This is a genomic window from Henriciella sp. (assembly GCF_029936995.1).
In the GTDB taxonomy this organism is placed as follows: Bacteria; Pseudomonadota; Alphaproteobacteria; order Caulobacterales; family Hyphomonadaceae; genus Henriciella.
In genome coordinates, this window is sequence record NZ_JAPYRE010000004.1 from 200,471 (window position 1) to 221,433 (window position 20,963).

The 20,963-nt window shown below is 59.6% G+C and carries 15 protein-coding genes; 5 read left to right on the forward strand and 10 right to left on the reverse strand.

All coding sequences use genetic code 11. The features are described 5' to 3' along the window. Together Q1K31_RS10375 and Q1K31_RS10380 are read right to left on the reverse strand one after the other, a co-directional pair. A complete protein-coding gene (locus Q1K31_RS10375; RefSeq protein ID WP_300379182.1) occupies positions 1–3,129 on the reverse strand; it encodes an efflux RND transporter permease subunit in 3,129 nt (1,042 codons plus the stop codon). Next, entirely contained in the window at positions 3,126–4,238 is a 1,113-nt protein-coding gene (locus tag Q1K31_RS10380; RefSeq protein WP_300379183.1) for an efflux RND transporter periplasmic adaptor subunit, read from the reverse strand. Before Q1K31_RS10380 ends, Q1K31_RS10375 begins: the two co-directional genes overlap by 4 nt. 364 nt (positions 4,239–4,602) lie before the next feature. Here Q1K31_RS10380 and Q1K31_RS10385 point away from each other — a divergent pair, with 364 nt between their 5' ends. The 3 genes from Q1K31_RS10385 (at position 4,603) to Q1K31_RS10395 (ending at position 7,799) form a co-directional block, all read left to right on the forward strand. After that, on the forward strand, positions 4,603–5,913 hold the full coding sequence (locus tag Q1K31_RS10385) for a D-arabinono-1,4-lactone oxidase (protein ID WP_300379184.1): 1,311 nt from the start codon (positions 4,603–4,605) through the stop codon (positions 5,911–5,913). Then, the gene (locus Q1K31_RS10390) at positions 5,914–7,104 is read left to right on the forward strand and encodes an alanine racemase (RefSeq protein WP_300379185.1); all 1,191 of its coding nucleotides are present in this window, start codon (positions 5,914–5,916) and stop codon (positions 7,102–7,104) included. Positions 7,105–7,187: 83 nt separating this feature from the next. Then, entirely contained in the window at positions 7,188–7,799 is a 612-nt protein-coding gene (locus Q1K31_RS10395) for a TetR/AcrR family transcriptional regulator C-terminal domain-containing protein (RefSeq protein ID WP_300379186.1), read from the forward strand. Here Q1K31_RS10395 and Q1K31_RS10400 read toward each other — a convergent pair. From Q1K31_RS10400 to Q1K31_RS10410, 3 genes are all read right to left on the reverse strand, one after another. Further along, positions 7,780–8,718: an oxygenase MpaB family protein gene (locus Q1K31_RS10400; RefSeq protein WP_300379187.1), complete on the reverse strand. Its 939-nt coding sequence runs from the start codon at positions 8,716–8,718 to the stop codon at positions 7,780–7,782. The genes Q1K31_RS10395 and Q1K31_RS10400 overlap by 20 nt on opposite strands. A 142-nt stretch (positions 8,719–8,860) precedes the next feature. Then, complete coding sequence (locus Q1K31_RS10405) at positions 8,861–11,452, reverse strand: TonB-dependent receptor (RefSeq protein ID WP_300379188.1); 2,592 nt, start codon at positions 11,450–11,452, stop codon at positions 8,861–8,863. 122 nt (positions 11,453–11,574) lie between these two features. Further along, positions 11,575–12,777: an acyl-CoA dehydrogenase family protein gene (locus tag Q1K31_RS10410; RefSeq protein WP_300379189.1), complete on the reverse strand. Its 1,203-nt coding sequence runs from the start codon at positions 12,775–12,777 to the stop codon at positions 11,575–11,577. Between the two features lie 96 nt (positions 12,778–12,873). Between Q1K31_RS10410 and Q1K31_RS10415 the strand changes: the two genes are divergently transcribed. Next, the gene (locus Q1K31_RS10415; RefSeq protein WP_300379190.1) at positions 12,874–13,647 is read left to right on the forward strand and encodes a LuxR C-terminal-related transcriptional regulator; all 774 of its coding nucleotides are present in this window, start codon (positions 12,874–12,876) and stop codon (positions 13,645–13,647) included. Between the two features lie 121 nt (positions 13,648–13,768). After that, the gene (gene cpaB, locus Q1K31_RS10420; protein ID WP_300379191.1) at positions 13,769–14,626 is read left to right on the forward strand and encodes a Flp pilus assembly protein CpaB; all 858 of its coding nucleotides are present in this window, start codon (positions 13,769–13,771) and stop codon (positions 14,624–14,626) included. A 234-nt stretch (positions 14,627–14,860) separates the two neighbouring features. Here cpaB and Q1K31_RS10425 read toward each other — a convergent pair whose 3' ends face one another. The 5 genes from Q1K31_RS10425 to Q1K31_RS10445 are packed head-to-tail and all read right to left on the reverse strand — an operon-like array spanning position 14,861 to position 20,846. After that, positions 14,861–15,799 (reverse strand): type II secretion system F family protein, encoded by a 939-nt coding sequence (locus tag Q1K31_RS10425; RefSeq protein WP_300379192.1) that lies wholly within the window; start codon positions 15,797–15,799, stop codon positions 14,861–14,863. A 16-nt stretch (positions 15,800–15,815) separates the two neighbouring features. Further along, positions 15,816–16,769 (reverse strand): type II secretion system F family protein, encoded by a 954-nt coding sequence (locus tag Q1K31_RS10430; protein WP_300379193.1) that lies wholly within the window; start codon positions 16,767–16,769, stop codon positions 15,816–15,818. A gap of 7 nt (positions 16,770–16,776) precedes the next feature. Beyond that, a complete protein-coding gene (locus Q1K31_RS10435) occupies positions 16,777–18,231 on the reverse strand; it encodes a CpaF family protein (protein ID WP_300379194.1) in 1,455 nt (484 codons plus the stop codon). Beyond that, complete coding sequence (locus Q1K31_RS10440; RefSeq protein WP_300379195.1) at positions 18,232–19,419, reverse strand: hypothetical protein; 1,188 nt, start codon at positions 19,417–19,419, stop codon at positions 18,232–18,234. After that, positions 19,416–20,846 (reverse strand): type II and III secretion system protein family protein, encoded by a 1,431-nt coding sequence (locus tag Q1K31_RS10445; RefSeq protein WP_300379196.1) that lies wholly within the window; start codon positions 20,844–20,846, stop codon positions 19,416–19,418. The genes Q1K31_RS10440 and Q1K31_RS10445 overlap by 4 nt, the downstream gene beginning before the upstream one ends. Positions 20,847–20,963 lie beyond the last annotated feature (117 nt).

The following is a 20,963-nucleotide window of genomic DNA, read 5'->3' on the forward strand; positions in this document are numbered from 1 at the left end:
TTATTCTGCGGGTTGCTGGTTCTGCCGGGATTGCTGCTCATCAGCCTCGCGCAGTTCATCTTCCAGGGCGCGGGTCTCTACAGCACGGGCCGACGAGAGTCGGGCTATGCCAAGATAGATCACCGGCGTGAGGAAAAGCGTGAACAGCCCGGCAAGGCCCAGGCCACCAAACACGACCCAGCCGATGGAGTTACGCGATTCAGCACCTGCTCCAGTCGAAAGGATGAGCGGCAGGGCCCCGAGCACGGTTGAGATCAGCGTCATGGTAATCGGGCGCGCGCGGATCGTGGCAGCCTCGTAGACGGCCTCACGCACAGTCCGGCCATGGCTGCGGAGCTGGTCTGCAAACTCCACGAGCAGGATACCATTCTTGGCCATCAGGCCGATCAGCATGATCAGGCCGATCTGCGAATAGATGTTCAGCGAAACACCGGTCAGGAAGAGGGCATAGACCGCTGCGGCCAGGGCGAAAGGCACGCTCAGCATGACGATGACCGGGCTGGTGATACTTTCGAACTGGGCCACAAGTACGAGCAGTACGATGACAAACGCAAAACCGTAGGTGATCGCAAGATCGCGATTGCTCTCTTCAAGAGTTGCCGCTTCACCCTGCAGCACCATGTTGATGCCTTGTGGCAGGTTTTCGTCAGCCAGTCGATCCATCTCGGCAATTGCCTGCGCAAGCGGCAGGCCAGGCTCGATATCCATCTCGACCTCAATGGCCCGGCGCTGTTCGGTGCGGTCGAGTTCGGCGGCAACGCCCTCCTCGGTAAGGCTGGTCAGCATCGAGAGGGGAACAAGGTCGCCGTTGCTGGAGCGCACAAAGAGGTTGTTCAGGTCGCCCGGATCACGGATTGCACCTGTTTCCGATTCCAGGATGATCGGTATGGCCTGGTCATCGACGTTCAGGTCGATCAGGTCTTCGCCGTCGACCATGGCCCGCAGGGTCACAGAGATTTTGTCCAGTGGCACATTCAGGTCTGCGGCCCGGCGCCGGTCCACCTGCAGCGAAAGTTGCGGCTGGGTTGGCTGGTAGGAGATTTCGGGATTCGACAGGATGGGGCTGTCCTCGATCTCCAGCGATATATCCCGGGCGGCGGCATAGATTTCTTCATAGGTGCTGCCGGTCAAAGCGACTTCGAGGCCCCCGCCACGGTTTCCGCCGCCACTGTCGAGGCTGGAGCGACCAAAGACAGAAACGCGCGATCCGGGAATTTCCGACATGGGGCCCTGTAGCCGCTCGATCAGGTCCTGCTGGCTCAGTTCACGCTCCTCCCAGGGAGCAAGGCGTGCCGTGATCCCGATACGGTTGGGGTCGTAGCGGCCTACCACGGTGAACAGGTTCTCGATCGTGCCATCATCGACATAGGGCTGGAGGATGGCTTCGATCTCATCGGCCTCGGTTTCCATATAGGCAAGCCCGACCCCGTCCGGCCCTGTCGCGAAGACTTCAACAACGCCGCGATCTTCCGGCGGGACAAGCTCCTTGGGCAGGGTAAGGAAAAGAAAGCCGGCGCCCCCCGCTGCCAGCAGAGAGACGAAGACCACGATCAGGGGATGCGCGAGACAGACTTTAAGCGCGTTTCCATACCCATGCGAGATCTTGCGGCCAAAGGCTTCCAGAGGTGTGTCCTTGCGGTCTTCAGGGTCACGCTCGATGAAACGGAACTTTGACGCGATCGCCGGAGCGAGTGACAGCGCGACGAAAGAGGAAATGATAACTGACAGTGACATGACGAAGCCGAACTCGCGGAACAGGCGGCCCGTCGTCGAAGGCAGGAAGGAAATTGGCACGAAGACAGCGACCAGGACAGCCGTTGTGGCGATGACGGCGAAGAAGACCTGTTGGCCGCCAATAACGGCGGCGGCGCGCCGGCGCAGTCCCTCGCCCTGTTTGCGCTGGATGTTCTCCAGCACCACGATGGCATCATCGACGATCAGGCCTGTAGCGAGCACGAGGGCCAGAAGCGTCAGAAGATTGATTGAAAAGCCCAGCAGCCAGATGCCGGCGACCGTACCAACCAATGAGACAGGTATGGCAACGGCGGGAATGATGGTCGCCTTCGCAGACCCCAGAAACAGCCAGATCGTGGCGACCACAATCATTACGGTGATCGCGAGGCTTGTCAGGACCTCTTCGACGGACTGCTCAATAAACACCGCCTCGTCGGACGTCACACGCAGTTCGATATCATCAAGCCGCCCATTGAGCGTCTCGACCTTCTGTTTCGCGGCTTCGGAAATCTGGATCGTGTTGGACGTTGCCTGCCGGATCACACCAAGCCCGATAATCGGATTGCCATTGAGGCGCAGGAAGTTTTCTGCATCGGCCGGGCCAAGCACGGCTTCAGCGACATCGCCAATGCGCGTATTGCCTTCGATGTAGATGTCCTTGATCAACTCCGGCGTTGCCGCGGTTGCCTCTGCGCGTACGATCAGTTCCTGGCTTTCAGAGCGGAAGCTGCCAACAGGCACGTCGAATGGGGCCTGGCGCAATGCGTCGGCGACATCGGTGATGGTCAGGCCAAATCGGCTGAGCCGGAGTGGGTCGACCACCACACGCATCTGGCGTTCACGTGTGCCGAATTCCTGCACCGTCGCCACACCATTAATCGCCAGGAATTCCGGAATGATGTCATTGGTGATGATCCGGGTGAGTTCTTCCTCGCTGTACGCATCGCTTATGACAGCGAGTGTCAGCACAGCTTCACCGCGGCTGTCGGCCTTGGTTACGAAGACATCTTCCACCCTGTCGGGCAGTTCACGGGTCACACGGCTGACGGCTTCACGAACATCCGAAGCGGCTGTATCCAGATCAATGCCCGGATTGAACTCGATCCGCATGCGCGAATTGTTTTCTTCGCTCGAGGATCGGATTTCGTTGATGCCGGACACGCGCGAGACGGCACCCTCGATGATGCTGGTGACTTCAGCATCTATGGTTTCAGGCGCGGCGCCGGGCAGAGTTGCCTGAACGGAAATGACTGGCCGGTCGACATCGGGGAGTTCGCGCACTTCGATGCCCAGTATGGCGGCCATGCCCGCAATCACGATGAGCAAGCTGAGTACCGCCGCGAGCATGGGGCGGCGTACCGAAAGCCCGGGCAGTCCGGAGCCCGGCGGGATCATGGCAGGGCTGGCGACGCCGGGCCGCCTCCTGTCGTACTGGCCTGTGTATCTGACCTGGCCACGGCATCGGTGCGTTCAGGTGTTTCCACAGGGATGCCGGGCCGCATTTTCTGGACACCTTCCTCGATGATCCAGCTGCCTTCGGCAATATCCGCCTTGACCAGAACCATTCCCTCATCACGGCTTATGATCGTGATGGAAACACGTTCAGCCCGGCCGTTCTCGATTGCCCATAGAAACGCGCCGTCGCCGCCCCATACGATCGAGGCTTCAGGGACCGCCGGATAATCCTGTCCGGGCAGTTCGAAACCGATACGGAAGCTCATGCCCGGGCGCAGCCTGTCTTCGGAATTATCAATTGCCGCGCGGACGGTATAAGCGCGTGTGCCGGCGTCGATGGAGCTGTCCAGCGTCAGGATTTCCGCCTCGTAACTGACGTCCGGATTGGAGAACGGCTCAACTTCAAGCGTGTCGCCAGCCTCGATACGGCCGAATGTCTGCTCCGGGACTGGAAAGTCTACAAACAGGACTTCGCGATCATCCAGCCGGGTGATTTCAGTATCTGTGGTAATGCGTGCGCCGGGGTCGATATCGGTCAGGCCGACATACCCGCTGAAAGGGGCCCGCACAGTTCGGTCACCAAGATTTTCCTGCGCGATCTCGAGCTGGACCTGTGCATTGTCATAAGCAGCCTGGGCTCGGTCCATTTCGTTTCCCGCAATGACACCAGGCGTGGAGACCGTATCATAGCGCTCAATCAGCCGTTCGGCCTCACGCAAGGACACCTCTGCCTGCTTGACGGCGAGGCGCTCGGAGCGTGCCTCTAGCTGGAGCAGGATCTGGTTCTTGCCGACTTTATCGCCTGCGCTGAAGTTGATGCTGACGACCTCACCGGCAGTTTCGGGATATATCGCTGCTGTCGAACGGGCACGCGCAGTACCAACGGCTTCCACGCGCGTACTTTCTGTCACGTACTGAACCTGATGCGGCACAATCTGGACAGCGCGTTCGCTCGCCTGCCGGGGCTCGGGCGTGCTTTCCTCGCCCTGACAGGCTGTTAGTCCTGCGATCGTGAGCAGGCCCAATGATATCAACTGAAAAGGTTTCACACATACTCCCTGTGCGGGCCGTTTCGAGGTCTTAAACTGTCGCTACGACAATTACATTTCGTGTATCTTATTGTGGCTGTCTGAGACACCCACACGCCGAATGTATAACGTAGCGGCAATCTGCTTTTTTCACCACTTAAGGCATGAAACGGATGAGACCAGCTTTTCCGTCGAAGAGTATCCTAATATTTTTCTGCATTGAAATGGGTGGACCGTATGGGGTTCAAAGCAGCATGAAATCAGCAATCCCAGAGCGGTTTGCTGGCTTTTTAAAATAGATGATTGCTTACATTTCGCGTCTACGTGACATCTTGAGCTGGCCGGGCTTATAGTCTGACCGGAATAGAGGAAACGGGGGATCTGCTTGCCGCAAGAAATACAAGGCCGCGGCGATGCCGCGACATGGAGGAACTGGTCGGGCAACCAGCGTGCAACGCCTGAGGCGGTTGCCATGCCGCATGACACTGACGAGCTTGCCGCTCTCGTTACGGGGGGTGCCGGTCCCGTGCGTATGGTCGGAGCCGGTCACTCCTTCACCCCACTCTGTGCAACCGACGGCACTCTTGTCCAGCTCGACGCAATGGGGCTTGTGCATAGTGTCGACCGTCAGAAGAAACGTGCCTGGGTAAATGCCGGAGCACGGCTGAGAGATCTTTCGCCTGAGCTTGAGCGGCATGGTCTGGCTTTCCGCAACCTTGGCGACATAAACGTCCAGTCGCTGGCTGGAGCTGTTTCGACGGCAACGCACGGCACAGGCGCAGAGTTACCGTGTCTGTCGGCCGAAATCACAGCACTTAAACTGATGATGGCAGATGGGCGGCTGCTGACTGTGTCGAGGGAGCAAGAGCCGGATGTCTTCAATGCGGCCCGCGTCTCTCTTGGTGTGCTTGGTGTGCTGGTCGAGGCCGAGGTTCAACTCGTCGACGCCTATCGTCTTCACCGCACGACATGGGCTGAACCGTTGGAGACGCTTGTGCGAGAGGCCAATGGGCGATGGCAGGCCAGGCGAAACTATGAGTTCTTCTACGTGCCATTTTCCGGCTACGGTATTTCGATCTCGCATGAAGAGACAGATGCAGAGCCGACCCCCAGACCTGAACAGGATGATGATGAGGCTGTGCTCGGCCTCAAGAGGGCACGCGACTATTCCGGATCTGACATGGACGGCCGGCGTGGGTTTCTGGGTGCGGCTTTCGAGAATTTCGAGGGCGAGGACGTGGTTGGCAATAGCTGGGAGCTGCTCGCCAGCCAGCGCAATGTTCGCTTCAACGAGATGGAATACCACCTGCCCGTAGATGACGCGCTGCCGGTCTTTGAGGAGGTGGTCCGGCAGATCGAGAAGACACGTCCGGATGTCTTTTTCCCCATCGAAGTGCGCCGTACGGGCGGAGATGATATCTGGCTCAGCCCCTTTAACGATGGCGGGCGCGTCTCCATTGCGGTTCACGCCTATCATGAAGATGAGTGCGACTTCTTCTTTTCCGAGATAGAACCCTTGTTCAGGGAGGCTGGCGGACGCCCGCACTGGGGTAAGTTGCATGGGCTGAAATATAGTCAGTTTTCAGGGCTTTATCCGGAGTTTGAGATGTTCTGCAGTATCCGGAACCGGCTTGATCCGGAAGGACGCTTCCTGTCATCCTATCTGGCCGGGCTTTTCGGTGTGGAGGGCTGGTAGATGAATATGTCCCTGGAGCTTGATAAAGCCTATTTTGCGTCGCTTTCGTCCGCGCTTTCAGAGGCTGGTATTGCCCAGCCGACCCTTATCGTCGACCGGGCACGGCTCATCCGGAACATCGATACGCTTACCGGCCATCTTCCAGAAGGCATGGGCTACCGGATCGTCGCCAAGTCGCTGCCGTCCATGCCGCTCCTGCATCATATCAGAGCGCGCACAGGCACAGACCGGTTGATGACCTTCAATCTCCAGATGTTGCTCCAGATCGCACGCGAGATGCCGGAGGCAGATCAGCTGCTTGGCAAGCCGATGCCAGTGGCCGCCGCGCGCCGTTTTTATGAAGAGGCTGATAGAACGGCGAAGGTTCAGTGGCTGATCGATACGCCTGAACGGCTGTCGCAATATATCGAGCTTGCGAAAGACCTTTCGACACCGCTCAATCTGGTCCTCGAACTCGATGTTGGCCTGCATCGTGGCGGCTTTAAAGCCGATGAGCGCCTGCGAGACGCGGTCGAAGCGATCAAGACCTCAAACCATGTCACCTTCTCTGGCCTGATGGGCTATGAGCCGCATATCGCCAAGATGCCGGAGAAGGGCGGATTGCGTGGAAAGGTCATCGAACATGCATGGGATATTTACGCCCGTGCCAAGGTATTGTCAGGGTGTGGTGATGGTGTGGCAGCGGTCCAGAATCTGACGCTGAATACAGCTGGTAGCCCCACCTATCGTCTTTACGGGGATACCTCACTAGCAAACGAGATTTCGGCTGGCTCTGTCCTCGTCAAGCCAACCGATTTCGATACCGACCTGCTCGAGGATCATCTGCCGGCGAGCTTCATCGCCACTCCGGCCCTGAAGGTTCTGGATGGCGTAAATGTCGCCGGATTTGATTTCTTGCCGGGCCGCGAGCCGGAAGTGCCAGAGGGCCATACAAGAACAGTCTATACTTTTGGTGGTAACTGGATGGCCGAGCCGGTCTGGCCGGAAGGTCTGGTGCTGAGCAACAAGTATGGCCGGTCCAGCAACCAGCAGATGCTGACGGGGCCGGGCGACACGGCAATCGTCCCTGATGATTTCGTTTTCCTGCGCCCGACGCAGTCTGAGGCAGTCTTTCTTCAGTTCGGCGACATAGCTATTTTCGAGAATGGGCAGATTGTTGACCACTGGGAAGTGTTTCCCGCATCGGCCTGAACTCGCTTTTCTCATGACGCAGAGTCAGTCTTGCGTGACGGCAAAAGCCGGGTGACACTGCTGTCATGGGCGAGGATGAAAATGTGCGACAGGGATCCAATGTGGCCGAACAGGCACCGCTCAATCGCGAACGGATTGTCGAGGCAGCTCTTGCCCTGCTTGATGAGACCGGCCTGGACGGGTTGAGCACGCGGCGCCTTGCAGCCGACCTCGGTATCAAGAGCGCATCGCTTTACTGGCATTTCAGCAACAAGGATGAGCTGCTCGACGCCATGTGCTCAGCCCTGTTCGATGAATGCCTGGATATCATCGATACCGGGCGGCAGAACTTCAACTGGCGCAAGTGGCTGGCCGGTGGGACCCGGGGTATCCGGAGGACGGCACTTTCCCGCCGGGATGGTGCCCGTGTCATGGCGCGTGTGCGCCCGGTTGGTGAAGCATCAGCCAGACGTATCGAGGCGAACACGGCTTTTCTGCAAAGTATCGGGCTCACTTACGAGGAAAGCACCTATGCCCTGCTTGCGCTGAGACGTTACGCAGTTGGCAGCGCCCTGCAGGAACAGGTATATGCTGCTGTTGGCCAGGCGGCCACGCAGGACGAGAGCGAGGCCTCATTCGAATATGGCCTGTCGCTGATCCTGGATGGACTGGCAAGCAGGTTCTCCCCCTTGGAGTTCACTCCGCCTGAGAAGTAGGAAGGGTGCCAGTTTCCTGGCCACGCATTTCCATATCGAGCAGGATGCGCTGGCGTACCTTCGGGCTTTTCCAGGCAAAGCGCCATGGCAGGCCGAGACGCAGCGCAGCGTCGGCCGGGGGAGAGCCTTTTACAGGGACGTGTTCGGCTATCCGCCCGATTGATCTGAGGGTCATTCGGGCCAGGGGTGAGAGATCATATTCCGGGCCGAGTTCCAGAACCTCTCGTACATCGGACGGCAGGATGGAGACAGACGCATTGGCCAGGCTTGCCTGAAGTGACTTCGGCACGGCTTTCACGGCGCGGCCTGATTTGATGATATCGAGAAACTCGGTGTTGATTTCGTGTGGTTCGAAGCGTGGCAGGAGCCTGCCCAGCATCCTGTCGAAATCGGCTGGAGAACGCACAGGGTCCTGAACGCCGTAAAGCCGGGCTACCGGTTCGCCCTCTTCATAGAAACGGCACTTCTCGTCATGGGAAAGCGGTTTCACGAACTGGTCATAGGCCGTCATGAATCCATAGCTGGCCGTGGCGGAGACCCAGTCGAGAAGTTCAACATCAAGCGCCTTGTAGGCTTCTCCGCCAGGTGTAGTGCCTTCCACTCTGGCGTGCATGTTGGTAACGCCCTGGATTACACGCCGGGCGGCGCTGGCCGGTCCATAGACGCCAACCATGGCAGCCGTGCCGGTGCGTTGAGAGCGCCCGATCGGATCTGTCTTGAAGACTGAATGATCCCAGACCCCGGAGCGGATGCGGGCATCGGCAAATTCCAGAAGGACAGCTGCGACACCGCCGATAGCGAGAGCAACGGGATTCTTGAAAACCTGCCAGGAGACCGAGTCAGGTGCGGCATAAGCCGGCTCACCCGGTGGCACCGTATAGTCGATTTTCCAGCCAAGATAGGATTGCATATTCTCCATGTCGGCGACCTCCCATGTCGCAAGACTAGCATACTGGCGGCCAGCGGCCCCTAAAAAGCGGCTACCGGACCTGGAGTCTGCCCTCCAGGCCCGGCAACCGAGTTATGCGCATCCCGGGAGGAAACGGGTCTACGCGAAGAACCTAGAAGCGGTACGTGAGCGACGCTCCATAGGTCCGTGGCTGGCCGGCAAAACGCAGGATGACGTTCGCATTCGACGTAATCTGCTGCCAGTAATATTCATCCAGCAGGTTCTTGCCCCAGATGCCGACTTCCCAGTTCTCGTCGAGGCTGTAGACACCGATAGAGCCATTCACGACGCCATAGGATGGTATGTCGTAGAACGGGTTGTCGGGATCGCCTGCTGTCGAGTCGCTCTGCCAGCGGGCCGAGAGTGCCGCGCGCAGGCCGAGCCGGTCGGTCAGCGTGTCATCATAGATCAGGCTGAGGCTCATCGTGCGTTCCGGGCTGTAGAGGAACGGGTCACCCTGGTTGTTGGTCGGCTGGCCGGCGAAATCGGTCGTCGGGAAGTCGCCATACTCGGTATGGAGCAGGGTGAGCCCCCCAACAGCCGTCAGATAGTCGGTCAGAAGCCAGGTGACTTCCGCATCAAGCCCGTAAGCCTCACCCTCAGGCGCATTCTGAAGACGTGATAGCGCGGTGTAGATGTCGTCCGGGAAGAAGGATGAGACCTGTTTGTCGGTATAGTCGTAATAGAACAGCGACGCATTGGCTTGTAGCGTTTGTTCAAGAAGCCCGGCTTTCACACCGACCTCATAAGCGGTCAGCTTCTCCTGCGTGGCAGGTGCATTCTGCTCGGCCTTCGAGGCTGCATTGACCGGGGTGGAGGCTGACTTGAAGCCGCGTGATACCGAGGCGAACAGCAGCAGATCATCAGTTGGCGTGTAGTTACCCACCACGCGCCAGGAGATGTTGTCTTCGGTCAAATCGGAGGTCACCGGGCCAAAGGCGTTTTGCGTTTCGCTGTAGGTGTTACACCCGTTTTCCTCCAGCGCGGCCGGTGGGGTGACCCCATAGGTCAGCGTGTAGAAGATCCGGTTGAAAATATTGATGTTGGGCTGCATGGAGCCGTTCACATCACGCGAGCAGCCGACATAGTCCTGCTTGTCTTCAGTATAGCGGATACCGGTAATTAGCTCGAATTCATCCGTCAGCTGCCAGTTGGCATTTGCGAAAATACTGGCGGTTTCGGTCTCGAACTGGCCAATATCCCGGTAGGTCTGGAACGAGTTGAGAATTTCGGGGATCGAGTAGGGCTGACCGGTCTCCGGATCGACATTCACGCCAGCGACCAGCGCATTGATCTGGGCGACCTGTTCAGGTGGCAGCATCGAGGGATCCACGCCAAGCAGGGCTGCAACTGTGGGCACCGGGGCGGCGGCGAGACCGGCGGCTACTGTGCTGACCTGGTTACTGTTCGAGTTGTCACGCAGCAGCGTGCGGTTGGAATCCGTGATCTCGTCCTTGCCGTAATAGCCGCCAACCAGCCAGTCGACCTTGTCTGTCGAGCCTTCGAGGCGGATTTCGTGGCTGAAAGACGTGATCTCGCCGTCAATGTCCTGGATCAGGATCTGGTAGGGCACGCCCGACCAGTCGAGATTGGCTTCGCGCTGAAGATCGTTATAGCCGGTCAGCGAGACAATCCGCATATCGTCGTTGAACTGGTAATCGACGGCGAGCTTGTAACCCACGAAAGAGGAATCTTCCTCGAGTGGACCATCAACGCCCTTGCCCACACCGATATCCGTCTCACGGTCTGCGCGCGGTGCCCAGTCTGCATCCTCGGCGCTTTGCGGCTGGTTGTTGGCCAGGAAGTCGGCCAGCCCTGGTTCGTTGAATGTATTGCCATTCGCCGGGTCGGTCGCGGGAGTGAAGGCAAAGCCCTGACCGCCAATCGTGTCGGACTTGTTGATCCAGCCATTGATGGAGAAGTCGATATTGAGATCGCTGGTCGGCTGGAACGCAAGCGCACCGCGATAGCCGAGCTTGTCGACCTTGCCGCGGTCTTCCCCACGCGAGACGGACTTCTGCCAGCCCTCACCGCTGGTTTCATACCGGGCCGCGACACGGGCCTGAACAGCGTCGCCAATCGGCACGTTGAGCATGCCTTCATAGTTGATGGTTTCGTAGTTGCCGACGTCGATTGCGGCGAAACCTTCAAATTCGTCTGTTGGCTTGTTTGTCACGACGTTGAGGAGCCCGGCTGTCGTGTTGCGCCCGAACAGGGTACCTTGCGGGCCTTTCAGGACCTCAACCCGTTCCACGTCGAAGACGGGACCGGAATTCATGATCGGATAGGGATAGGCGACCTCGTCGACATAGGTGCCGACCGTTGAGGTAGACGACAGGTTGATCGTGTTGAAGCCAATGCCGCGCAACGTGTAGGTCGGCACGCCCTGATAGGATTGCGAGACAGTAAAGCTCGGCACCACGGACTGCAGGTCGTCGACGCTGTTGACGCGCAGATTGTCGAGCGATTCCTCGTCGAAGGCCTGGATATTCATGCCGACATTATTGATCGACTCTTCGCGGCGCTGTGCGGTGACCTGGATGGAGCGCAGGCGCATATTGCCATCGGCTTCAGCCGGCTGCGTTTCAGCGGCTGTTGTCGTTGCGCTCTCCGCCTCTTGAGCGACAGCCGGGGCAAGCCCGGCAAGGGCCATGAGCGAGGCGCCCGTGACAAGGCTGTGGCGGAATGTGGCTCTGGAAATCATATTGTCCTCCCTTGGATAGCATCCTTGTTTCAGGGGATGCCGATTTATGCGGGGAGGGTTTCGAAAACCGGGCCTAACGACAAGCTATCGGAAATGACAGGTCGCCCGTCACCATTGCGGATTCAGAGCCCCAATAGCAGTTTCGCCATGACATTGCGCTGGACTTCGTTTGAGCCGCCATAGATGGAGGCCGCCCGGTTGTTGAGATAGCGTGGCATGGCGGTGAGGCTATGGTCCGGCCCGATAGGGTCGACGTTGGAGCCAGGCTGACGCGCGGCCATCTGCTCGACATTGCCATAAAGGCCGGCTGCCTCGATGGCGAGTTCATCGATCTTCTGCATGGCTTCGGTACGGGCCGTCTTCAGCATGGAAGAGGCGGGGCCGGGATTGCCCCCCTTGGCCATTGCCGCGGCGACGCGCTTCTCTGTTATCACGATGGACTCGAGATTGATTTTCGTGTCTGCGAACCGCCGGGCGAAGGCGGGGTCGTCGGCGAGGCGTCCGCCACCGTCTGCCGGTTCGGCATGGGACATGGCGCGTACACGTTCCAGAGCGGCTTCCAGCCCTGCCGATGAGCCACCGCCGCGTTCGAATTCCAGCAGGTACTTTGCGACGGTCCAGCCGTCATTCTCCTCGCCGAGGCGGCCGGATTTCGGAACGCGGACATCATCAAAGAAGACCTGGTTGACCTCATGCTCGCCCGCCAGGGTTATGATCGGCTCTACGCGGATGCCGGGCGTATCCATGTCGAGAAGCAGGAAGGTGATGCCCTGCTGTGGCTTGCCTTCTGTGGAGGTGCGCACAAGGCAGAACATCTTGTTGGCGTGATGGGCCTGCGTGGTCCAGATCTTCGAGCCATTGAGGATATAGTCATCCCCGTCGGAGACAGCCCGCATCTGGAGGCTGGCAAGATCGGAGCCGGAGCCGGGTTCGGAATAGCCCTGGCACCAGTAATCTTCACCGGCGAGGATGCGGGGCAGGTAGTAAGCCTTCTGTTCTTCGGTGCCATAGCCCATGATACAGGGGCCGACCATTTGCAGACCCATCGGCGAGAGTGGGGGTGTGCCGGCCTTGGCGCATTCTGAAGAGAAGATGTATTTCTGCATCTCGTCCCAGCCTGGGCCGCCATACTCTTCAGGCCAGTGCGGCGCGGCCCAGCCCTTTTCATTGAGGATTTTCAGCCAGGGAAGATTGTGTTGCGGTTCACTGAAGGAACTTGTTGTCAGCTTTCCGGCTTGCGCCAGTTCAGGCGGCAGTTTTTCCTGCAGAAAGGTGCGGACTTCGTCGCGAAACGCCTCATGGTGTGGTTCAAGCGCCAGTTTCATGGATAATAGCTCCCGTGCCGGATTTTCGCAGCTTGTCTGCCTTTGGGGCAAGGTTGCAAGGTCTGCCGTGAAGGAACAAGCTGCCAGTTGTAATAGGTGTTTACGCTTCTGCCCGACATGCCACAGATTGATGCCAGCCTCTCATTAGAGACACAACTCTCCACGCTCGCGCGTGACGTTTCCGACACCGGCGAAACGATTGGTCTGCCTTATATTGCCGTCAGCCCGGACATTGCCAGTCCCATGCCGATGATGGACGCTGACGGGCGGCCTTTCGCGGAGACGGTTTTCCGCTGGATCGACCCTGAGCTGAAATACTGGGAAGACCGCTCCTTCGCGCTGCGATCGGCCCTTGTTCATGCGACACGCACCTGCGCCGAACCTTTTTACTTCGAACATGGCCGGCTTGGCAGCTGGCGTCCGAATGATGCCCTGGAAGCAGGCAATGCGCCGGAACAGTATGCGCTTGCCCGGGTCAAGGCGGCGATCGTTTCACCGGTTCACTTGCCGGGCGGGACGATCGGAGCGGTGGTCTGGGCGTCTGACAGGGAAGTCGAAGTCTCACCGGTTTTCAAGGCGCGCGCCGAGCGTCTTCACGCACTCGCCCTGAAATTCATTGCGACCTATCATGATGCCCGCGCGATTGGCCCGAAAGGTCCGGCCGTCCATCTGACGCGCCGCGAGATCCAGTGCCTGAAATGGGCTGCAGCGGGAAAGACGGATTCCGAAGTCGCGACGATCATCAATATCTCCGTTCCGACAGTGCGTTTCCATATCACGAACGCGGCCCGCAAGCTCGATGTGACGGGCAAGGCGCAGGCAATCCACCGGGCGACGACACTCGGCTATGTGGGGGGGCGCGAGTCCTGATGCCGCAGCTTTCGCTGACCCTTATGGTTAAGCCATCGCGACGAATTAAACACTCGCATTTGCAGGAGGTTTAAGGCCGCAGCCATTAGATTTCGCAGACTTATGAAAATGGGAATGCGTCATGCCACTGTCTCCGCTTGTCACCCTCGTCCTCTCCATCGTCTTTGGGGCGGCTGCCCTGCTCGGTACGCATCTCTGGCTGAACGCCTCGCCTGATGAGAGCGACCAGCAACCAGCCCCTGTGGAGGTTCAGAAAGCGCCTGTGCTTGTTGCGACACGCGATATTCCGCGCGGTACAAATCTGAGCCCGGCCTGGTTTAACGTCGAGGAGCGTATCGTGGATGCGGTTCCGCGCGGGGCTTTCGGATCGGTAGAGGCGCTGGAAGCAAGCGGCGAGGACCGGCGCACTCTCATCAACATTTCGGCCGGGGACGTCCTTTCCGAGCCAATGCTGCTGGCACCGGGAATGCGTGCATCGCTGTCTGCCAAGATACAGCCGGGCTATCGCGCCTTTACCATCCGGACAACGGATGTTTCAGGCGTTGGCGGTTTCGTGCTGCCGGGTGACAGGGTGGACGTAATCTTCACAGAGGACGCCACACCGCAGTCGACCGGTCTCTCCCTTGTCTCGAACGTGCTGTTGCAGAATGTCGAAGTGCTGGGCGTTGACCTCAATGACGACATGACCGGCGAGGAAACCCGTACCTTCGAGACCGCGACCCTTGCTGTGGCGCTGGATGAAGCCCAGAGGCTATCAGTTGCCTCGCAGAGCGGAACGCTCTCTCTTGCGCTGCGCGGTAGTGCGGATGAAGCCTACCAGCAGGCAGAGGCGGTACGCCTGCGTGAAGAAAAACCCGAACCCCGGCAGGTCGCGGCTGTTCGCCCACAACCCGCAACCCCACGCGAGCCGGACTCCTCTACCATTGAGGTGATCCTGGGGGAGCAGGTCAACGAGCACACGGTGCCCGTGAGCCACTAAAGACCAGGCGCCTCAAGGCTTTCTCTTTTCGCCAAGTTCCAGGTTAAAAGCGACGTGAGTCTCCCCGCGCCGACTGCATTGGCGGGGCGGCGCGGCTCTAGGGCATTGTTGCTCCAATAGAAGACTTTCGTCTGAGCGTCTTCAGGCCAGGCGGCCATAACGGAGGTGCGCTCTTGAGCAAGGCTTGAATGAAGCCGTCTTGATTATGTGAGCGGGGGCGTTCTCAAACTGCCTTCAGGTCTGGGCGAAGACATCGACCATTCGCACAACGGCCGGCATCATCAGGATGACAAGCAGGGCCGGGAAGACAAACAGGATCAGGGGCACCACCAGCTTGGCGGGCAGGGCGAGCGCCTTCTCTTCGGCATAAAGCATGCGCTTCTCCCGCATGTCGGCAGCAAAGACACGCAAAGTTTCGCCAACGCTCGTGCCGAGTTCTTCCGACTGGCGCAGCATGGTGGCCAGGGCGCGGGCTTCGTCCAGTCCGAGACGGTCTGCGAAGTTCTTCCAGGCTTCCACCCGGGCCCGGCCGGCTCGGGTTTCGAGGTTCATGATCTTCAGATGGTCTGACAGGTGCGGATAACGCTGGCTGAGTTCTTCGGAGACGCGCTGGACCGCTCCGTCCAGGCTGAGGCCGGCTTCGACACAGGCAACCATCAGGTCCATCATGTCGGGGAAACCGTTACGGTACTCTTCTTCCCGCTTGGCAACTTTCTTGTCGAGTAGGAAGGAGGGAGCGACAAAGCTGATGATGCCCAGTGCGGCTGATGAGAGGAGCAGACCGTTTTGCGGCATGTGCTGGTCAATCAGTGGCCACAGGGAGAGTAGCAGGAGCTGTGGTACGATCAGTGCGACAAAGCGCAGGCCGATAAAGATGTATGGTGCGGAACGGGAATAGTAGCCCGCTTTCATCAGCCGGAAACGTAGCTTGGTCAGTTCCTGTGAATCCGGATCGGTAAAGCGCCGGCCCAGGGCCTCGACAACGGAAGCTCTTGATCTGGCGGGATAGGCTTCCCGCTTTTGGGGCTTGCCTTCGGGCTGTAGCCGCGCGTTGACCTGGCGCTTCTGGCGCATGGTCCGGAAAGTCAGGCCAGCGAGCACGAATGCACCTGCGACAATCACGATAAGGAAGATCGCCACAAGTGTGGGGCTCTGAGCAGGTGTTTCCATCATCGTTTCCAGCTCCCCGTCAGACCTTGAAATTAATCATCTTGCGCATGACGAGATTGCCAATCGCAATCCACACCACGCAGCCTGCGAGGCCATACTGTACCAGCCGTTCTCCGATGACTTCTCCGTAGAAGTGCGGTGTCAGGACATGCATTGCGCCCATGACGAGAAAGGGGGCAGACGTCAGGATCAGCGCCGACATGCGGCCCTCCGATGAAGCGGCCTGCACCTTGAGGCGCATTTTCTGGCGGGCGCGGACCGTGGCGGCGTTGACCTTCAGAAGGCTGGCGAGATTGCCACCGGTCTTGGCCTGAAGGCGTACGGTGGCTGCGAACAGCTCCACATCCGGTTGCCGGGTGCGGGCGGCAAGTTTGCGAACAGCCTCTTCAAGGCTTGAACCATAGGCAATCTCATCTCCTGCGAGGCCGAACTCGGATCCGATCGGGTCCGGCATCTCGCGGCCCACCAGAGCTACGGCGGTTGGCACAGGGTGGCCGGCTTCAAGGCTGCGGACGATGATCTCAAGCGCATCGGGCAGTTGGGCACCGAGTTGCTTCTCGCGCGTGGCGGCGCGCTGTTTCAGGAAAAGGACGGGCAGTACGGTTGCAGCTATCAGGGCGGCCGGGATGGAAACGGGCCAGCTCTTCAGGAAGTAGAAGCTGGCCGCAAAGACGACGACACCCAGCCCGGCGGCGACAGCCCCCCAGGCCATGGGACGGAAGTTGAGCCCCGAACGGGTGACGAGATCATTGAACCAGGAAAGCCCGGCGCGCTGGTTCCCGTCCTGGTCGAGCCCGCGCTGGCGGCGCAGTTCGACGATGAGATCGGAGACCGATGCCTGGTTTTCCTTGACCTTGAGGCGCTGGTTGATCTTCGTGCGCGCAACCGCTGTCTTGCCGAAGCCGAGCGCAGCCTGCATCGCGGTGAAGGCGCAGGCGAAGAACAGTACGTAGATGACGGCTTCGATCCCCATGACGGTGTTACGGCACGCTCAGCAGGGGGGTGGACGGGTCAAAATATTCGAGCGGCAGATGCACGCCGCGGCGCTGCATGTCATCAAGACACTTGGGGCGCAGGCCCGAAGCCCGGAATTCACCGACAACAGTTCCATCCTCATCGGTGCGCAGGCGGTCGAAGGTGAAAATGTCCTGCATCTGGATGATATCGCCTTCCATGCCGGTCACTTCGGTGACGTGCGTGATACGGCGTGACCCGTCAGACAGCCGCTGTGCCTGAATGATGATGCCGATGGCCGAGGATATCTGGCCGCGAACAGCCTCACCGGAAATGCGAAGACCGCCCATTGCCACCATCTGCTCCAGGCGGCTGATCGCCTCGCGCGGATTGTTGGCGTGGATCGTCGCCATAGAGCCTTCATGGCCGGTGTTCATGGCTTGCAGCATGTCGAAGGCTTCTTCGGAGCGGACCTCGCCGAGGATCACCCGGTCGGGACGCATACGAAGCGCGTTTTTCACGAGTTCACGCTGGCGGATTTCACCCTTGCCCTCGAGATTGGGCGGGCGGGTTTCCATGCGCGCGACATGGGGCTGTTGCAGCTGCAGTTCGGCAGCGTCCTCGATCGTGATGAGGCGTTCCTTGTGGCTGATCGCGGCCGACAGGGCGTTGAGTAGTGTCGTCTTGCCCGAGCCCGTACCGCCCGAGATGAGGGTCGTGACCCGGCACTTGACCGCATTGTGAAGAAACGCAGCAACTTCTTCCGGCATCGCCTTGAAGCTGATCAGTTTTTCGAGTGTCAGCGGCTTCTTCGAAAATTTCCGGATTGAGACCAGTGGCCCATCGATGGCAACCGGCTCGATTGCGGCGTTGACGCGTGAGCCATCGAGAAGGCGGGCATCGACAAGCGGCTGGCTTTCGTCGACACGGCGCCCGACGGCAGACACGATCCGTCCGACAATGCGGCGCAGGTGAGCATTATCGCGGAACCGCGCTTCCGAGAGTTCCAGTTCCCCCCCGCGTTCGACATAGACCTGGGCGGCCCCATTGATGAGAATGTCTGAGATGGAGGGGTCGGCAAGCAATGGCTCAAGCGGGCCGAGGCCGGTCATCTCATCATAGACCGAGTCTGCGAACTGGGCGACTTCGGCCTGGTTCATCGGGATGCGTTCTTCCCGCACGATCTCTGTGACCAACCGGCGGACCTGGCGGCGCATTTCCGTCTCGTCGAGCTTGTCGAGCATCGACAGGTCGAGCTCGTCAATCAGCTTGTTGTGGACCCTGAGCTTGGCGTCCAGAAGGTCCAGTGACGGGGCTGAAAGATCCTGTTCGTCTTCCGGTTCGGCGATTGCTTCGTCCGTCGAGAAGAGGGGGGCGCTTTGCTTGTCGTCCTCGCCTGAAACGGGCTTTTCGGCGGGTGTGTCCGTGGCTTGCTCGCGGGCAGGCGACGAAGTTTTCGAGAGAATTGAGAACCGGGCCATCTACGCGCTTTTCCTTGCCTTGATGATCTGGGAGGTCGCTTCATCGCCGCGTTCCAGCGTCTCGATCAGGTTGGTCACGTCGCGGCTGAGCCGTGCGCCGGGCTTGGCCTGGCTGACGGCCTGGCCGAAATTGACGGCACTGAGGGCGGCTTCCCAGTCTGAGGTGATGGTGGCATAGACCGGGCGCCCGACAGCTTCCTCGGCCTGGCTGACAGTGACAGCATTACCGAAGACCTTGCGTGTCATGCGGTTCAGCAGGATGCGGGGCGTGGCGGTACCTTCCGAAAGGTCTTCGATTTCCTCGGCGCGGTAGCGTGCAGCATGAAGTGCCGGAACAGTCAGTTCGCTAACCACGAGGTTCTCATCCGAGCCCGTCACCACTGCGGCAGTCCATGGGGCAGGCCAGCGGGGCAGGTCGATCAGGACATGGTCATAGCTTGTGCAGACGATATCCAGAACCTTCAGGATCGCTTCGGGCTTGATCGCATTCCAGAGGCGCTCGGACCGTGGGGCCGAAAGCAGGTGGATACCGTTCTTGTGGCGGGTGATGAATGCCTGGAGAAGTTCGTCGTCAATCCGGTCTGCCGATTGGGTCAGGGCTGACTGGTTCAGGTTTGACGGACAGTTCAGATAGGATGCGCAGGCACCGTCATAGAAATTGAGATCGACAAGACAGACCCTGTTGTTTTCTTCGCGCTGGCTGAGCTGATAGGCGATTTCGACGGCGATGAGGGTTGCCCCGGCTCCACCGACCGAGCCTGTCACCGTCCAGCATTTTCCCGTATCTTCTCCGCCTGCTTCCTCGCGCCGGGACACATGGGCCACGGCCTGCTCCAGCCCGTCCTTGCTGACAGGCGCATCGAGCATGTCCCAGCGGCTCATTGAGATGATGTGCTTGACCGCCAGGACCGGCACATTCTGCCCGATCACGATACCGGGCAGGGCGGGTGCTTCCCGGGAGACACGCAGGAGCAGTTCAGTCAGATCATAACTGGGGTCCTGTTCGATAACGGCAATCGTTCCCGGCTCGGCCTGTGCTGCCATGATGGCTTCATCCGCCCCTGCATGGACCGTAACAGGCAGGCTTCCGCACGCCTGTGCGGCTTCAGAAAGGTTTCCGCCCCACTGCGGCGCAAAGACATGCAGGCGTGGGCGGGCCTGACGATGGGCCAGCGTCTGCGACGTCATTCAGCCCCTCCCGGTGGATCTGGCACATAGCCAAGATCGCGCCGCAGGGTCTGGGCTTCGATATTGGCACTCACTGACGTGCCGAGCGGGATGGCGGACGGATCTTCTAGTTCACCCATCAACAGACGTTCGGCTTCGGAGGGCTCGCTGTAACTGGCGAGTGGATCTGAAAGCTTCGTGCCCGCCGGGGCTGGATCGACCAGCCGGGGAGTGATGATGATGACCAGCTCGGTTTCGTTCTCGCGGAAACGGTTGGAACGGAAAAGGGCACCGAGAATGGGCACATCGCCAAGCCAGGGGGTCTGGACGCTGGAGCTGTCCACGGTGGTCTGTATCAGCCCGGCAATCGCGAAGCTCTCGCCATCGGCCAGCTCGACAATCGTGTTGGCCCGGCGAACGCTAAGCGCTGGGATTTCGACATTCGAGAGGCGCACGGAGTTACGTGGGTCAAGCTGGCTGACTTCCGGGCTGACTTCGAGGCTCATCCGGGAATCCGAGAGGATGGTGGGGGTGAAGTCGAGGCTCACACCGAATTCGCGGAACTCAATGCTTATCCTGTCCTCGTCGGCGGCCACTGGCACAGGGAACTCCCCGCCGGCCAGGAAGCTTGCCGTTTCGCCGGAGCGGGCCACGAGGTTAGGCTCAGCCAGGGTGCGGATGATGCCCTTCTCCTCAAGCGCCTGCAGGAAAATATCGATGTTTACGCTGCCTGAGGCACCCAGGATGGAAGCGAGCGTCTTCGGCGTGTTGCCTGAAAGCAGGCTTGAGCCCGTAGAAAAGATGAAATCACCGGCACGGCTGACTTCGCTGCCAAGCCCGATCTCCTTCACATCCTCACGCGAGGCTTCAACGAAGCGTACCTCCAGCATGACCTGCTGCGGGCTGCTGACTTTCAGGGCGTTGATGACGGCATCCGGGGCGTAGCTTGATGCGATCTGCATGATCTCATCGGCTGTCGCATCATCGGGCACATCGCCACGGACATGCAGGCGGTTGGCGACGGTGCGCAGGTTGAGGCGCGCATCCGGGAAGAGGGCGGCAACATCACTCTGTATGGCGCCAAGATCATGCTGGACACGTACGTCAATGACCTCGACGAGACGTCCGGCGGCATCATAGACGAGGATGTTTGTCGCACCGATGGCGCGGCCACGTACATACAGGCGGTCAGGCGATGTCGGGGCAGCGTCGGCGATACCCGGCTGTGAGACGGCGATCCGCTTGAAGGGGCGCGAAATTTCCACCGGTGTGGAGCGGTGGACGACAACATTGAGGTCCCGCTCGACCGGACGCATTGATTGCGCGGATACGGCGGCGCCGTTGGCGCTACTGCCAGACAGATCGCGCTGCGCATGGGCAGCCGGCAGCATGAAAAAGCCTAGTAGAAGTGCAGGCAGTATGCCCTTGATGCGCTGTAATGACAGCATGGTTAGAGCCCCGGAACATTCTGTTCGGGCCGCAACTGGCGCGGCCTCTTCAGTTCACAGGGCTAACGCAACGACATAAAGCGGCGCTGAAACGCAGTCGTCAAACTTGTCGCAAAT

Coding starts and splice junctions, on each gene's coding strand:
- Q1K31_RS10410 (WP_300379189.1), bottom strand. CDS start 12,777: ATGAAACTGGCGCTTGAACCACACCATGAGGCGTTTCGCGACGAAGTC.
- Q1K31_RS10430 (WP_300379193.1), bottom strand. CDS start 16,769: ATGGGGATCGAAGCCGTCATCTACGTACTGTTCTTCGCCTGCGCCTTC.
- Q1K31_RS10440 (WP_300379195.1), bottom strand. CDS start 19,419: ATGACGTCGCAGACGCTGGCCCATCGTCAGGCCCGCCCACGCCTGCAT.
- Q1K31_RS10405 (WP_300379188.1), bottom strand. CDS start 11,452: ATGATTTCCAGAGCCACATTCCGCCACAGCCTTGTCACGGGCGCCTCG.
- Q1K31_RS10425 (WP_300379192.1), bottom strand. CDS start 15,799: ATGATGGAAACACCTGCTCAGAGCCCCACACTTGTGGCGATCTTCCTT.
- Q1K31_RS10400 (WP_300379187.1), bottom strand. CDS start 8,718: ATGGAGAATATGCAATCCTATCTTGGCTGGAAAATCGACTATACGGTG.
- Q1K31_RS10375 (WP_300379182.1), bottom strand. CDS start 3,129: ATGATCCCGCCGGGCTCCGGACTGCCCGGGCTTTCGGTACGCCGCCCC.
- Q1K31_RS10445 (WP_300379196.1), bottom strand. CDS start 20,846: ATGCTGTCATTACAGCGCATCAAGGGCATACTGCCTGCACTTCTACTA.
- Q1K31_RS10390 (WP_300379185.1), top strand. CDS start 5,914: ATGAATATGTCCCTGGAGCTTGATAAAGCCTATTTTGCGTCGCTTTCG.
- Q1K31_RS10435 (WP_300379194.1), bottom strand. CDS start 18,231: ATGGCCCGGTTCTCAATTCTCTCGAAAACTTCGTCGCCTGCCCGCGAG.
- cpaB (WP_300379191.1), top strand. CDS start 13,769: ATGCCACTGTCTCCGCTTGTCACCCTCGTCCTCTCCATCGTCTTTGGG.